The sequence below is a fragment of the Micromonospora marincola genome, assembly GCF_056150385.1.
Window position 1 is genome coordinate 87,936 of record NZ_JAXCFT010000013.1, and the last position, 15,679, is coordinate 103,614.

Annotated in this window: 8 protein-coding genes and 1 riboswitch; of the genes, 1 reads left to right on the plus strand and 7 read right to left on the minus strand. The window is 74.4% G+C overall.

Annotated elements, in window-relative coordinates; all coding sequences use genetic code 11:
- Positions 1–29 precede the first annotated feature (29 nt).
- Positions 30–2,375: a ribonucleoside-diphosphate reductase subunit alpha gene (locus SM450_RS23460; RefSeq protein ID WP_474621918.1), complete on the minus strand. Its 2,346-nt coding sequence runs from the start codon at positions 2,373–2,375 to the stop codon at positions 30–32.
- A gap of 122 nt (positions 2,376–2,497) precedes the next feature.
- Positions 2,498–2,709, minus strand: a riboswitch (cobalamin riboswitch).
- A 217-nt stretch (positions 2,710–2,926) separates the two neighbouring features.
- Between SM450_RS23460 and SM450_RS23465 the strand changes: the two genes are divergently transcribed.
- Positions 2,927–3,733 (plus strand): PrsW family intramembrane metalloprotease, encoded by an 807-nt coding sequence (locus SM450_RS23465; protein WP_474621919.1) that lies wholly within the window; start codon positions 2,927–2,929, stop codon positions 3,731–3,733.
- 14 nt (positions 3,734–3,747) lie between these two features.
- Here SM450_RS23465 and SM450_RS23470 read toward each other — a convergent pair whose 3' ends face one another.
- The 6 genes from SM450_RS23470 to SM450_RS23495 form a co-directional block, all read right to left on the minus strand.
- Positions 3,748–5,211 carry a PepSY-associated TM helix domain-containing protein gene (locus SM450_RS23470; RefSeq protein WP_474621920.1) on the minus strand — a complete coding sequence of 488 codons (1,464 nt, stop codon included), beginning with the start codon at positions 5,209–5,211 and terminating at the stop codon, positions 3,748–3,750.
- Between the two features lie 139 nt (positions 5,212–5,350).
- On the minus strand, positions 5,351–7,297 hold the full coding sequence (locus SM450_RS23475) for a bifunctional copper resistance protein CopD/cytochrome c oxidase assembly protein (RefSeq protein WP_474621921.1): 1,947 nt from the start codon (positions 7,295–7,297) through the stop codon (positions 5,351–5,353).
- A 266-nt stretch (positions 7,298–7,563) separates the two neighbouring features.
- A complete protein-coding gene (locus tag SM450_RS23480; protein WP_474621960.1) occupies positions 7,564–8,205 on the minus strand; it encodes a copper resistance CopC family protein in 642 nt (213 codons plus the stop codon).
- A gap of 26 nt (positions 8,206–8,231) precedes the next feature.
- Entirely contained in the window at positions 8,232–9,461 is a 1,230-nt protein-coding gene (locus tag SM450_RS23485; protein ID WP_474621922.1) for a Dyp-type peroxidase, read from the minus strand.
- Positions 9,458–10,045 carry a copper chaperone PCu(A)C gene (locus tag SM450_RS23490; protein WP_474621923.1) on the minus strand — a complete coding sequence of 196 codons (588 nt, stop codon included), beginning with the start codon at positions 10,043–10,045 and terminating at the stop codon, positions 9,458–9,460. The genes SM450_RS23485 and SM450_RS23490 overlap by 4 nt, the downstream gene beginning before the upstream one ends.
- An 82-nt stretch (positions 10,046–10,127) precedes the next feature.
- Positions 10,128–15,662, minus strand: coding sequence for an ATP-binding protein (locus SM450_RS23495; protein ID WP_474621924.1), 5,535 nt, complete (start codon positions 15,660–15,662; stop codon positions 10,128–10,130).
- Positions 15,663–15,679: the final 17 nt, after the last annotated feature.

Below are 15,679 nucleotides of genomic sequence, written 5' to 3' on the forward strand. Positions count from 1 at the left end.
GAGCAGCAGGGGCCGGGTCTCGGTGTGCGTCACTGGCAGGCCTCGCAGCTCTCGGGGTTCTCCAGGGAACAGGCCGCCGCCGCATCCACGACCGGGGCCAGCACCGTGGCCTGCTGGATCCGGGTGGCCGGACGCGACCGCAGGTAGTAGGTGGTCTTCAGCCCGGCCTTCCAGGCATAGCGGTACATCGAGGAGAGCTTGCCGATCGTCGGCGCGCCGAGGAACAGGTTCAGCGACTGGGACTGGTCGACGAACGGCGCCCGCGCGGCGGCCAGGTCGACAAGCGCCCGCTGCGGCAGCTCCCACGCGGTGCGGAACAGCTCCCGCACCTCGGCGGGCAGCTCGTCGATGCCCTGCACCGAGCCCTCCGCGCGCTTGATCCGGTCCCGGATCTCCGGGGTCCACAGCCCGCGTGCCTTCAACTCCCGCACCAGATACGTGTTGACCTGGAGGAACTCGCCCGACATGGTCTCGCGCTTGAACAGGTTGGACACCTGCGGCTCGATGCACTCGTAGCAGCCGGCGATCGAGGCGATGGTGGCGGTCGGCGCGATCGCCACCAGCAGCGAGTTGCGCAGCCCGTGCGCGGCGATCCGCTCGCGCAGCGCCGTCCAGCGGGCGGTCTGCGCCGGCTCCGCGCCCCACAGGTCCGGGTGCAGGTCGCCCTTCGCGGCCCGGGTCCGGTCGTACGCGGGGTGCGGGCCGAACCGCTCGGCCAGCCCGGCGGACGTCTCCAACGCGGTCAGGAAGATCTCCTCCTGCACCCGGGTGGACAGCTCCCGCGCCCGCGCCGAGTCGAACGGCAGGCGCAGCGTGAAGAACGCGTCCTGAAGGCCCATCAGCCCCAGCCCGACCGGCCGCCATCGCGGGTTCGACGCCGCCGCCTGCGCGGCCGGGTAGTAGTTGATGTCGATCACCCGGTCGAGGAAGACCACCGCCGTGCGTACCGTGGCCCGCAGCCGCTCCCAGTCGACGCCCTCGGCGGTGACGTGCGCGCCGAGGTTTACCGAGCCGAGGTTGCACACCGCCGTCTCGGCGTCGTCGTTGACCTCCAGGATCTCGGTGCACAGGTTGGACAGGTGGATCACGTTCCCCGGCTCGCCGGTCTGGTTGGACATCCGGTTCGCGGCGTCCTTGAACGTCATCCAGCCGTTGCCGGTCTGCGCGAGCGTGCGCATCATCCGCCCGTACAGGTCCCGGGCCTTCACCGTGCGAACCGCCTTCTTCTCCGCCGCCCGGTACGCGGCGTCGAACGCCTCCCCGTACAGGTCGGGCAGCTCCGGCGCGTCGGACGGGTCGATGAGCGACCAGTCGCCGTCGGCCTCGACCCGGCGCATGAACTCGTCCGGGATCCAGTTGGCCAGGTTGAGGTTGTGCGTACGCCGGGACTCCTCGCCGGTGTTGTCCCGCAGTTCCAGGAACTCCTCCACGTCCGGGTGCCACGGTTCCAGGTAGACGCAGGCCGCGCCCTTGCGCCGGCCGCCCTGGTTGACCGCCGCGACCCCGGCGTCGAGCGTCTTGAGGAACGGCACGATGCCGTTCGACCGTCCGTTCGTGCCCCGGATCAGGGCGCCCCGGCCGCGTACCCGGGACCAGGCGATGCCGATGCCGCCGGAGAACTTCGACAGCTTCGCGACCTGGTGGTAGCGCTCGTAGATCGAGTCCAGCTCGTCGCGCGGCGAGTCCACCAGGAAGCACGACGACATCTGGGTGTGCCGGGTGCCGGAGTTGAACAGCGTGGGGGAGCTGGGCAGGTACGCCAGGCTGGACATCAGCCGGTAGAGGCCGACCGCCTCGGCGGGCGTGTGGGACAGGCCACAGGCCACCCGCAGCAGCCAGTACTGCGGCGTCTCCACCACCAGCCGCGACTCCGGGTGCCGCAGCAGGTAGCGGTCCGCCACCGTACGCAGTCCGAAGTATTCGAAGCGCAGGTCACCGGAGGGGTCCACGGCGTCGTCAAGTTCGCCGGCGTGGCGGGCCACGAACGCGGCGGTGTCGTCGCCGACCAGCCCGAGGCCGTGCCCGTACCTGATCGACTGGCTGAAGCTCGCCACCTGCTGCCCGCGGACCTCCTCGTGCACGTACGCGGCCAGCAGCCGGGCGGCGAGCTTCGAGTACTGCGGCTCCTCGCCGATCAGCTCCGCCGCGGTCTGGATCGACAACCGGTCCAGCTCGGCGGTGCTCGCCCCGTCGTAGAGCCCGCTTATCGTCCTGGTGGCCACCCGCAACGGGTCCACCTCGTCCAGGTCGGCGACCCAGCGTTCGACCGCCCGCACGATCCGGTTGACATCGACCGGCTCGGTGTCGCCGTCCCGCTTGCGGACCCGCATCGCCAGCCGGCGCTGCTCCGGGGGGCTCTCCCGCACGACCGTCATGACCTCTCCTCGCTGTCACTCCGATGGCCTCGGACGGCGGGAGAACGCCAACGGGCGCGGCGCGACGGCCGGCCCGGCTGCTGGCGTCGGTCGTCCCACGCGACCTTCGACCGCCGCGCGCGGCAGCGCACGGCGTGCTGGCAGGTCTTCGGACTCGCGGGCCGGACCGGGGTTCGGTCGCCTACTGGCCGTCGCTTCCCAGGCCGGTGGCCCAGTGCTGATGACGGCGGTCGTTCCCACTCACCGCTGCGGGGCAGTCCCGGACTCGCACCGGGTTCCCTCTTGCCTCGACCACACCCGAAGGCGCGGCCGAACCAGCTACGCGACCACCATATATGGCGGTAGCCGTCTTCACGCAACACCACATGTCGCCCCCGGCGTGTCGGCTGCCTCTCACCCCCCGCATTGGGCGATCATGAAGTTGTCGGCGACAATCCGGACACAGGCCGCCGTCAACCTCATGATCGATGGAGCCGGCGTCGGGCGCGTGTCGGACGTGGATCGGCATCGGCGGATGGCGTTCGGGGGACGCACCGGCGATACTCGGCCGCATGGCGAATCTGGGGCGTCGCTGGGCTTGGGTCGCGGTCCTGCTTGTCGGTGTGGGGCTGTTCCTGCTGGTGCTGGAAACTCTGATCGGCACCCGGAACATCAATTTCGTGCCCGCGCTGATCGTGCTCGGCGCCGCCATCGCGCCGGCCACGTTCCTGACCTTCGCCGAGGGCCGCTCGGGGCGCTGGCGGGTTCCCGGCTCGGTCGTCGGCGTCGCCGCGTTCCTCGGTGGAGTGATCGGCGTGGTCGCCGCCGGCTGGCTGGAGTACGACACCCTGCACCGGCTCGGCGTGCTGCCGATGGTGTTCGTCGGCCTGATCGAGGAGACGGCGAAGCTGATCGTGCCGGCCGGCATCCTGCTGCTGTGGCGGCGGCACCGGACGCCGGCCGACGGGCTGGTGATCGGGGTGGCCTCCGGCGCCGGCTTCGCCGCCCTGGAGACGATGGGATACGCGTTCACCGCGCTCGTCGGGTCGCAGGGCAACCTCGGCGCCGTCGAGCAGACGCTGCTGGTCCGCGGCCTCACCGCGCCGGCCGCGCACCTGTCCTGGACCGGCCTGACCGCGGGCGCGCTGTTCGCCCTCGCCGCCGCGCCAGGTGGTCGCCGGCTGGCCGCGTTCCTGCTGACCTTCGCCGCCGCGGTCGCGCTGCACACCTGCTGGGACACGGTCGGCACGCAGGCCGCCTACCTGTTCATCGGCGGCGTGTCGCTGGGCTGGCTGCTGCTGCGCCTGCACCTCGACCGCGAAGGCCCGAAGGAAGGGGCCCCGCTTAACGCCTCCGGTATAGGCGGGGCCCCCGCTTAACACCCCGGCGCGGGTCAACCGCCGGCCGGTGCGGGCGAGACCGGGACGGCCGGGCGGCGGCGACGCCGGCGCCACCCGACCACCGCGTCGACCACGAGGAAGCCGAGCAGCGTGCCACCGAACCAGGGCAGCGCCCAGCCGAGCGCCAGCACGACCGGCACGCCGGCCAGCAGCGCCCACCACGGCAGCCCGCGTACCGCCCCGCGGGCCGGCGGCGCGCCGAGCGGCGCCCGACGGTCGGCGCGGGTGGGGCGGCGCTGCCACCACATCCGGTAACCCCAGACGACGACGCAGAGCAGGCCGAGCGCGAGCGCGGCGAGCAGGATCTGGTTCACCGGCCCGAACAGCCGGCCCATGTGCGCCTGGATGCCGAGCTTGCTGAGCTTCGCCAGCGCCGGCCAGTCGGCGAAGTCGCTGCGCGCGGTCACCGTCCCGGTGGCCGGATCGACCGCGACCCGGTCGTACCCGACCGGCCACCTGTCGTCGGTCTGGGCGACCGTCCACGCGGCGCCGGCCTCGCCGGGCGGGGTGATCGCGACCGGGCCGGACAGGCCGGCGGCGCGGGCGCCGCCGAGCACCAGGTCGTAGGTCGCCGGGTCCGTCGCCGTGGCGGTGGCCGACCCGCCGTGCTGGTGCTCGCCGCCGCCGCTGGCCGGCGGCGCGCCGGCCAGCGCGGTGGAGATCTCCGGGGTGCCGGCCCGCAGCGCGTCCAGCCCGGCGCCGAAGTTCGCCCCGGCGTAGCGGGACCAGGTCAGGCCGGTGGCGGAGAGGAAGAGCAGGCCGACGGCGAGCCACACGCCTGTGGTGGCGTGCCAGCCCCGGGTGCGGCGCACGCCCCGAGCGGCGGACAGGTCGGGCACGAGCAGGTGCCGGGCCCGGGTCCGGCCCGCCGCGCGCCGGCGCCACCACAGCACCACGCCGCCGAGCGCCAGCACCCACAGCCAGCTCGCCGCGATCTCCGAGTAGTGCCGCCCGACCGCGCCCAGGTGCAGGTTGCGGTGCAGGTCGTCGAGCCACGTCGTGGCCGGCGTCGAGCCGAACCAGGTGGTCAACCGGCCGGACACCCGAGCGGTGTACGGGTCGACGTAGACGGTGTGCTGCCGGTCGCCGAGGTCGTCCCGGGCGAAGACCACGCGTGTGGTCCGGTCGCCGTCGCCGGGCTGCACTTCGGTGAGCGTGCCGTCGGGGTGCGCGGCGCGGGCGGCGGCGATCTGCTCGGCGAGCGGCCGGGGCTGCCCGCCGACGGTCGAGACGGTGAGCTTGTCGCCGTAGAGCGCGTCGTCGAGCTGCGGGGTGAGCGTGTAGGCCAGCCCGGTGAGCGCGGCGACCAGCAGGAACGGCGCGACCAGGACGCCGGCGTAGAAGTGCAGGCGGGTCAGCAGCGCCACCGCCGCGGATCGGCGCGCCGGCCGGACGGGACCGGCCGGGCTGGTGGGGGAGTCCGGCGGGCGGTCGCCGGGCAGTTCGGTCACGGACATCAGGGCAACTCCGATCGGGAAAAGGGAATTGGGGTACGGGCCGGCCCGCTGCCCGTCGAGCCGTGCCGTGGTGCGCGCCTGCGGTCTCCCGAGTGGATGGTCGGCCCGCGCCGGGCGGAAGTTCCCGCAGATGTCCCGATCAGTTCCGGTCACCGCCACGGGCGGTGGCGGCCAGGAACGCGTTGTACCGGGCCAGGTCGTCGTCCTCGCCTGTCGCCTCGGCCCGGTCCGCGGCCCGGTCGACCCGGCGCTGCTCGCGCTTGTCGGCCCGGATCCACTGCCGGACCAGCAGGACCATCACGACGGCGGCGGGGATCTCACCGAACGCCCAGGCGATGCCCGCGCCCAGCTTCTGGTCCGTCAGCGGCGACGACGCCCAGTCCGGGTGGACGCCGAGATACCAGTCCGGGGCGATGACCGTGGTGGTCTGCATGAGCGCCAGGCCGAAGAAGCCGTGCGCCATCATCGCGGCCAGGTGCAGGAGCACCAGGATCGGGTGGGGGAGCCGGGGCCGTCCCGGGTCGATGCCGATGAGCACCCAGAACAGCAGGTAACCGGAGAGCACGAAGTGCCCCAGCATGGCCAGGTGACCGAGGTGGGAACGCATGAGCGTGCCGAGCAGGTCGCTGAAGTAGAGGCCGAACAGGCCGGCCACGTAGACACCGGGCGCCACAAGCGGATGGGTGAGCAGCCGGGTCACCCGGCTGTGCAGGACGCGCAGCAGCCACTCCCGGGCCCCGCGTACCCCCGGCTCGGTCGGGCGGCGCAGCGCCCGCAGGGCGAGGGTGACCGGTGCGCCGCCGACCAGCAGGACCGGCACCACCATGGACAGCACCATGTGCTGGGCCATGTGCGCGCTGAACAGCACGTAGGCGTAGCGGGCGAAGCCGAGGCCGGTGGCGGCGGCCAGCACCAGCAGGCCGCCGATCCAACTCGCGGTGCGGGCCACCGGCCAGTGGTGCCCGCCCCGGCGCAGCCGGCGCACCCCGGCCAGGTAGCCACCCACGCCGACCACGGTCACGGTCAGGAAGAACAGGTCGGGCAGCGGCTGCCCGAGCAGGTGCGCCGCGGTGGGCGCGGCCGGCATGCCGAACCCGAGCACCTCGGTCACCGGGTCGGCGTCGGCCGGCTCGGCCACCGGCGTCGGGCTGCGGGACAGCGCCACCGCGAGGCCGATCGTGGCGGCGAAGAGGACCAGTTCCCCGGCGGCCAGGCGGGTGAACGCGCCGCGCCGCCCGGCGGCCAGGTCCGGCAGGGTACGCCGCCGGTGCGCGGCGCCGAGCAGGCCGAGCAGCACGAGCGCGGCGAGCTTGCCGAGCACAAGCGCGCCGTAGCCGGACCGCCAGAGCTGGTCCACGGCGCCGAGGCGCACCGCGGCGTTCGCCAGCCCGCTGACCGTGACGGTCCCGAAGCAGGCGAGCGCGAGCCGGCTGTAGCGCGCGGCGGCCCCGGGCAGGTGCCGGCTACGCCTGATGGTCAGCAGCGCGGCCAGGCCGCCGGCCCACAGCGCGGCGGCGAGCACGTGCAGGGCCAGGCTGGACACCGCGATCTGGTGGTTGCCCGCCCCGGCGGCGTGCCCGGTCAACGCCGGCGGCAGCAGCCCGACCAGCGCGAGCGCCGACACCAGCGCGGCCGTCCGGCGGGACACGCCGACCCGGGCCGCCACCGCCACCACCGCCGCCAGGCCCGCCTGCGCCAGCAACGACTGCCCCTGCGAGATGTCCGTGCCGAAACTGACCACGCTCGCCGTGCCGAGCCGGTCCAGGGGTACGCCGAGCAGGTCGGAAACGGTCAGCAGCAGCAGCGCCAGCGCCGCCACCGCCCAGCCGGCCGCCGCCAGCCCGGCGCGGCGCAGCAGCAGCCAGCCGTGCGCGGACACGCTCGCCCCGTCGCCGGGCAGCAGGAACGCGGCGGTCACCGCGAACCCGACGGTGAGCGTGGCCAGCCCGTCGGCGAGCAGCCGGACCGGCGGCAGCGCCCAGGTGGTGACCGGGCCGGGGTCGGGCAGGCCGGGGATCGCGGCGGCGAGCGCGCCGCCGGCCCGCAGCGCGAGCAGCAGTACGGCCACCGCCGAGCCGACCGCCACCAGCCCGACGAGCCAGCCGCCGACCGGCCCCGTCCGGCCACCGGCTCCTGGGCGGGCGGTTGTCCTTCCGACCGTTTCCGGTCCGGTCGTTTCCGGTCCGACCGTTTCCGGTCCGGCGGCTCCGGGCTCGGCGGTCACCGGCTCGGCGGGGACCGCTCCGGACTGGTCGGGCCGCTTGTGGGACTGCGGGGACGATGGCGTGGGCTGGTGCACGGTGCGGAACCTGGTTTCGGATCGGTCGGCCGGGGGCGGCCCGGCCTCGGCGTTCAGGAGGCGCGTCGACGCCGGAGCAGCAGCACGACCGCACCGGCCAGGGCCAGGGCGACGACGATCCCACCGGCCAGCAGGACCACCGGCGGACCGTCCCCGGCGTCACCGCCGGACATCGGGCTCCGCGCCGCGTCGGCGCCGCCCGCGGGCGCACCGGACGTGCTCGGCACCCCGCCGGTCCCGGACGCGCCCGTTCCGCCAGGCCCGGACGCGGCCGGCGCTCCGGAAGCCCCGGACCCGGCGTGCGCCGCCGGCGACGTGGGCGCGGCCGGGTCGGCGACCGTGAAGCGGTACGACCCCTGCACCGGGTGGCCGTCGGCGGAGACCACCCGGTAGGCCACCGTGTAGGCGCCGTTGGGCAGGGGCCCGTCGATGGTGACGCGGCCCGCCGTACCGTCCACGGTGGGCGCGCCGGTGGGCACCTTCCGCCGGTCGGCGTCGCTGACCACGATGGTGGTGAACTCCGGGTTCAGCCGCTGCGCGAACCGCAGCGTGACAGTGGTCGGCGCGGCGGTCAGTCGGGCGTCCTGGGCCGGCGTGGCCGCCTGCAACGAGTTGTGCGCCGCGGCCGGCGCGGCGGGCGCCAGCAGCAGCGCGGTGAGCACCACCGCGAGGGTGGCGACGGTACGGGTACGCATGTCGGACCGGGCCTTCCGGGTCGTCGTCATCCGAGCACCTGCTGGCCGATCCAGCCGCCCTCCGGGCAGCCGGGCGGTACGGCGAACACGGCCGAGCCGATCGGGGTGGTCCACTCGTTGAGCAGGTCCCGTTCGGCCAGCCGGCGCTGGATGGGCAGATACTGGCGGGCGATGTCGGCCTGGTACGCGGCGAAGACGAGTCCGCTGTCCGCGTGCCCGTCGGCGGTGGGCACGCCGTCGTAGTTGTAGGGCCGGCGCAGGATCTTCTGCCGGTCGTCGGTGACATGCGCCCGGGTCAGGTGGGAGAAGTCCGGGATGACGGTGAGCCCGTCCGGGCCGAGCGCGGCGAAGTCCGGTTCGTCGTGCTCGGCGGTGCCGGTCAGCGGCGCGCCGGTGTCCAGCCGCCGCCCGACGGCGACCTCCCGGTCGGCGCGGCCGAGCAGGTCCCAGGTCTCCAGGTTCATGCTGATCCGCCGCACCACGAGGGTGGTGGAGTCGCGTGCCCAGTCCGGTCCGTCGGTCACCCAGACGGCGGTGTCGGCCGGGGTGCCGGGTTTCGGGTTGGCGGTGCCGTCGAGCTGGCCGAACAGGTTGCGCTGGGTCCGTCCCGGTTCGGCCCCGGCGGCCCGCCGGAAACCCTGCTGCACCCAGCGGACGCCGGCGAACGGGCGGCTGTCCTTGACCAGGACGCGCTGGGCGTGGGCGACGGTGAGCGGGTCGTCGGCGCAGATCTGGAGCAGCAGGTCCCCACCCGACCAGCGCGGTTGCAGCCGGTCCACGCGGAACGCCGGCAGCTCGGCCACGGACGCGGGTCGGCGGCCGGCGCGTCCGGCGGCGGCGTAGAGGCCGGGGCCGAACCCGAACGTGACGGTGAGCCGGGCGGGCAGCAGGCCGAGTTCCGGTTCGGTGTCGGCGAGCGCCGGCCGGCCCTGGGTGAGCCGGGCGGCGTCGTCGGAGAGCAGCCGCAGCATCCGCCCGAGCGCCGCCCGGTCGACGCCGGGCTTCAGGGTGAACGCGACGAACGCGGCGTGCGCCTGCGGCTCGGTGGTCACCCCGGACTGCCGGGCGCCGTGGAACGGCTCGACCGCGTCACCGACCCGGGCGACCGGAACCGGCTCTGGGCGTACCCCCGGGTCGTCGGGGCGGGCGGCGGCGACCGCGCCGGCGCCGGCCAGCGCGCCCCCGACGGTGAGCGCCCCGCCGGTGAGCAGGCCGCGCCGGCTCACCGCACGGCCCGTGGGGGAACCCCCGGTCATGAGGCGGGGCTCATGCTCATCTCCGGCATCGGGGAGTCGCCGTGGCCGGGGGCGTAGGACTCCCGGGCGCCGGTGAACGGCTTGGCCACGGCGGTGAACGTCTGGGTGCGGCCGTCGGCGAAGGTGAGCGTGAAGCTCAGTTCGTCGCCCGCCTGCACCGGCTTGGCGATGTTCATCAGCATCAGGTGGTCGCCGCCGGGCTCCAGCGTGGCCCGGGAGTGGGCCTTGACCACGATGCCGCCCTCCTTGGGCTGCATGACCATCTTCCCGTCCTTCATGGTCATCTCGTGCAGCTCCATCGGGGAGACCTCGGTGGCCGCCTTGGTGATCGTCACGTCGGCGTCGCCGTCGTTGACCAGGGTGCCGAACGCGGCGGTCATGCCCTTGTCGGCGGCCTTCACCCACGGGTCGCTGATGCCGAGCACCCCGGCCGCCGCGTTCGCCGAAGCCGACGCCGTCGCCGACGGCGCGGGGGTGGTCGAGCCGTCGGCGGAGCCGCAGGCGGCGACGGACGCGGCCAGCAGGGCGGCGCCGATCAGGGCCGCCGGGCGTCGGAGCCGGCCGCTGGTGGTGGTGCTGGGCATGACGTTTCCCCTCGACGATGAGTGTTCGTTCCGTTGGTCGAGGTCGAGGGGCGGTTAGTTCCGCCCGGTGCGGTCGGTCACGTCACGCGTCGGCTTCCCCGGTCAGCGGGCGGGCCGCCCGGCCCCGCCGCCCCCCCCGTGTCAGCGGGGCGCACCCCCGGTGCGCCGCGCTAGCCGCCCGGACCCGGGGACGCAGCTCGGCGGCGCGGATCACCGCGTCCACCGAGCCGACCTCGACCGCGCGCTGGATGCTGTGCACCCGGTCGAACTCGGTGGCCACCTCGCCCAGCTTCTCGGCCCGCACCGACGAGCGGAGTTCGTCGAGCTCCGCGGTGAGCGTCGCGCGTTCGGTGCCGGCGGCGGTCGCGACCCGGCCCTCCAGCTCGCGCACCCGGGGATCGGCCGCGGTGCGCGCGGCGACCTCGCCGGCGAACACCACGGCGGCGGCCGGCGCCCCGCCGAGCACCGAGGCGTACGAACCCTCGATCGCCAACACCGTCATGGCCGGGTTGAGCGCCTTGGAGAACACCACGAACGCGCCGCCGTGATATCGGGAGATGACGCAGAAGACGATCGGGCCGCGGAAGTTCACGATCGCCCGGCCGATCTCGGCGCCGTACTCCAGTTGCAGCTTGCGCATCGACTCCGGCGAGCCGTCGAAGCCGGACAGGTTGGCCAGCACCACGAGCGGCCGGTTGCCGCTTGCCGCGTTGATCGCCCGCGCCGCCTTCTTCGACGACCTGGGGAACAGCGTGCCCGCGGTGTAGGTGTCCGGGCCGTCGGTGGGCGGGAAACCGTGCCGGGGCACCGACCGGGACTCGATGCCGAGCAGGCACACCGGGATGCCGCCGAGGTGCACGTCCTGCACCACAGCGGTCTCCGCGTCGGCCATGCCGGCCCACCGCTCCAGCACCGGGTGGTCCTGGTCGGCCAGGGCCCGCATCACCGTACGGATGTCGAACGGCTTCTTCCGGTCCGGGTTCGCGGTGGCGGAGAAGATCTCGCCGACCGTGGCGAAGTCGCTGCCGGCCACCGTGTGCGGGAAGGTGGAGACGTCCCGGTCCACCGGGTCGACGGTGGTGGCCCGGCGCGGCGCGGTCTCGCCCGGCGCCACGTACGTGTGGTCGTAGTGCGCCATCAGCACGTCACGCGCGGCCGGCAGGTCCGGCGCCCAGTACTGGGCCTGCCCGTTCGGGCCCATCACCCGGTCGTACCCGCCGATGCCGAAGTTGTCCTCGGCGGACACGCCGCCGGAGAAGTCGAGCGACTGCTTGCCGGTGAGCACCATGGCCGAGTCCGGCGTCATGACCAGCACGCCCTTGGTGTGCATGAGCATCGTCGCCTCGGCGTTCCAGTAGGGCTGCGCGCCCACGGTGATGCCCGCCACCACGATGTTGATCTCACCGCCGGCCTGGGTGAACTCGACGATCCGCTTGAGCGCGGCGGCCACCCAGTCCATGTTCTCGGTGCCCGAGGTCATCGAGATGCGGGCGCCGGCGGAGAGCGCGTACCACTCCAGCGGCACACCCAACCGCTCCGCCAGGTCCAGCGCGGCGATGACCCGCCGGCACTCCGGCTCGGAGAGCGCGCCGAGCGACTTCGTCGGGTCGCCGAGCAGCACCACCCGGGTCACGCCCTGCGGGTGCCGGGGCGTCGGCGTGGTGACCACGCCGGCGACGATCGCCGCGCCGTTGCGACCCTTCGGGCGGTCCACCGGCACCAGCACGTGGTCGGCGTCCAGGTCGTGCTCGGTGAAGTCGCCGAGCAGGCCGGTCAGCTCGTACGGGTAGACCGTGTTGCGGCTGGCCGCCCGCAGCACCTTGAGCCGGTAGTCGTCGAGCGGCTCGACCGGCTCGGTCGGCGGCTCGCCGATGGTGAGTTCGGCGCGTCCGGTGACGTCGAAGGTGATCCGCACGCCGACCTTGGTCAGCTCGCCGGTGCGCCGGTCGCGCTGCCGCGCGATGAACAGGACCTCCTCCAGGTCGGCGCCGACAGTCGTGGGGCGCATCCGCCCGGCGATCAGCTCCATCTCCTCGCGGGTCAGCTCGCTCGGCGGCCACACGTAGATGACGATCCGGTTGGTGGGGAACCGGACCTTCGACGGCCGCCGGGACTGCGCGCGGCGGATCGAGTCGATGCACGCGGCGACCGTGTCCTCGGCGGTCGGCAGCGCGACCAGTCGCCCGTCCTGCTCCCGCAGCCCGGTCAGGTCCCGCACCTGCGCGAACGCCACCAGCCGCTGGTCGGACGGGTTCTCCCGGGCGACCGCCTGGAAGAGGTAGACCTCCTCGTCGAGCGACGGCAGCCGGGTCAGGTCGAACCCGTGCAGCCGCTCCATCTGCATGCGCTGCGCGATGTACGGGTGCAGGCCGCGGATCAGCCGCTCCTCGACCATCCGGGTCCCGGTCCCGTCCGGGCGGAACGTGAAGTGGTGGTGCATCACCGCGCCGCTGCGGCCGGCGACGGTGGTGGTGAGCCGGCGCACCCGGTCCGGCAGCGGATGCGCGTTGATCACGTCGAGCAGCGCGGCGGCGGTGGCGTCCAGGTCCTCCGGCTGGCTCTCCCAGGCCAGGTAGACGTCGGCGTCTACCGCCTCGGAGTCCCGGGCCACCTCGGCCAGGCCGCGCAGCGCGTCGCCGAGCGCGTCGAACCGTACCGCCGTGGAGACCACTGTCGACTCGGCCCGGCCGGCGACCACGAACACGCAGTCCCCGGCGGTGTGGGTGCGGACGCCGGTGAGTGCCCGGTTGCCGTAGTAGCGGCGGGTCAGCACCTCAAGCATGGGCACGTTGTCCAGGTTGTCCCGCACCAGCCGTTGGCCGAGCAGCCGGACCAGTGGCTCGGTGCTGCGGACCATCTCGGCGATCCGCTCGGCGCGGTCCGGCGTGTCGGGCCGCGCGTCGAGGTGCCGCAGGTGTGCGCGTACCCGCGCGTAGACCTTGGCCCGGTTGCGCCGCAGCAGCGGCTGGGCGAACCAGGCGAACACCACGCCCCGGGCCAGGTCGGCGACGACCGGGAAGCGGACCTGGGTGGCCGAGACCAGCCGTTCCAGCGCGAGGCCGGCGGGCTCGCGCAGCGCCTCGTCCGGCGGCGGCTCCCGCAGCCATGACCGCAGCAGCGCGGCGATCGCGGTGGCGTCGACGGCGGCCCGCTGCTGGGCCAGGAAGATCCGGAACACCGCGGCCTCGAGCGCGGGGGAGCGGTCCAGCTCGGTGACGCCGTAGTGGCCCAGGGCCTTGGCCAGGCGGGCCCGGAACGACTCCGGCGACCCGGCCCGCTCCACGTCGAGGCTCTGCAGGTAGGTGTGGAAGTGCTCGCGGGCGCTGTGCAGGTGGCCGCTCGGGGCGTCCTCGCCGCCGGGCCGGTTGCGGCTCAGCTCGGCCAGGTCGGCGAAGACCTCGACCAGTTCCAGCTCGTCGGCCAGCGGGCGGTGCCCGGCGTCGGTGGCCGCCCGCCGCGCGTCGAGGTAGTCGTCGAGCACCCGGCGCTCGTCGTGCGGGTCGACGTCGAAGCCCAGCAGTAGGGCGCGCAGGTCCTCCCGGCCGCGTTCGGCCCGGCTCCGCGCCGGCACGTCCCCGGCGGCGGCGGGCAGGTCCAGCTCGGCCGCCGGCTCGACCGCGGCGACGGCCCCGGCCTCCTCCTCGGCGATCGGCTCCAGGCGCAGCAGCGGCGCGCCGGCCTCCACCTGGGTGCCCACCGCGACGGCGCACTCCTTGAGGCGGGCCCGGAACGGCGCGCGCAGCACCGTCTCCATCTTCATCGCCTCCAGCACCAGCACCGGCGCGCCGGCCTCCACCTCGGCGCCGATCGCCAGCGGGGTGGCGACGACGAGCGCCGGCATCGGGGACCGCAGCACGCCGCCCTCGTCGCGGCTGATCCGGTGGGTGACGCCGTCCACCTCGACCAGGTGGACCGGGCCGTGGGTGCCGGTGAGCAGGCGGTAGCGGATGCCGTTGACGACGATCTGCCCGGTGTGCCTGTCGAAGCGGTCCAGCTCGACGTCGGCGGTGTGGGTGTCGCCGCCGGCCTCGACGCCGACCCGGAACCGGTGCGCGCCGACCCGGGCGACCCGCATCCGGTAGGTCGCGCCGCGCAGCTTGAGGTCGAGCGGCCGGCCGCTGCGGTGCTGCACCTGGGGGCGACCGCCGGCCGCGGTGGAGAGCAGCCGCTGCCGCTCGGCGGCCTCGTCCTCCTCGTACGCCTCGATCGCGGCGGCGGCAAGCGCCACCGCGGAGTGCCGGTGCGCGACGAGCCGGCCCTCGCCGCGGACCCGGTCGATCCAGCCGGTGTCCGCGCTGGCGTCGATCACCTCGGGCTGGTCGAGCAGGTCGAGCACGAAGCTCTTGTTCGTCGCGCCGCCGGCGATCACCACGGTGGTGTTCGCCATCGCGCGGCGCAGCCGGCCGAGCGCCTCGTCCCGGTCCCGGCCGTACGCGATGATCTTGGCGATCATGGAGTCGAAGTCGGCCGGGATGGTGTCGCCCTCGCTGACCCCGGTGTCCACCCGGATGCCGGGGCCGGCGGGCAGGTCCAGCCGGGTGATCCGGCCGGGGGACGGGGCGAAGTCCCGGTCCGGGTCCTCGGCGTTGAGCCGCGCCTCGATGGCGTGCCCGCGCTCGGCCGGCGGCCCGCCGGTGAGCCGCCCGCCGCCGGCCACGTGCAGTTGCGCCTTGACCAGGTCGAAGCCGGTGGTCGCCTCGGTGATCGGGTGCTCGACCTGGAGCCGGGTGTTGACCTCCAGGAAGGCGAAGAGCCGGTCGCCCGGGTGGTAGAGGAACTCCACAGTCGCCGCGCCGCGGTAGCCGACCGCCACCGCCAGCCGCTCCGCCGACGCCTTCAGCTCGGCGACCTGCTCCGGGGCGAGCACCGGCGACGCCGACTCCTCGATCACCTTCTGGTTGCGCCGCTGCACCGAGCAGTCCCGGACGCCGAGCGCCCACGCGGTGCCCTGCCCGTCCGCGATCACCTGCACCTCGACGTGCCGGGCGCCGCTGACCAGGCGTTCCAGGAACACCACGCCGCTGCCGAACGCCCGCGCCGCCTCCTGGCTGGTGCGCTCGTACGCGTCGGCCAGCTCGGCGTCGCTGCGGATCACCCGGATGCCGCGCCCGCCGCCGCCCGCGGTCGCCTTGAGCATCAGCGGGTAGCCGATCTCCGCCGCCGCGGCCAGCGCCGCCTCCAGGCTCTCCACCGCGCCGCGGCTCCACGGCGCGACAGGCACGCCGACCTCCTCGGCGATCAGCTTGGAGCCGATCTTGTCGCCGAGCTTGCGCATCGCCTCCGGGCTCGGCCCGACGAACGTGACGCCTACCTTCTCGCACAACTCGGCGAAGGCCGGGTCCTCGGCCACGAAACCCCAACCGACCCACGCGGCGTCCGCGCCGGTCTCCACCAACGCGCGCTCCAGCACCTTGAGGTCGAGGTACGGGCGGGCGGACGCGGGCCCCAGGTCGTAGGCGACGTCCGCCTCGCGGACGAAGGTGGCGCTGCGGTCGACGTCGGTGTACAGCGCGACGGTCTCGATCCGGCTGCCGGTCTCCGCGGCCAGCTCACGGACCGCGTGGATGAGCCGCATGGCGGCCTCACCACGGTTGACGATGGCGACACGGGTGAACACGTGACCGTCCCCTTCGG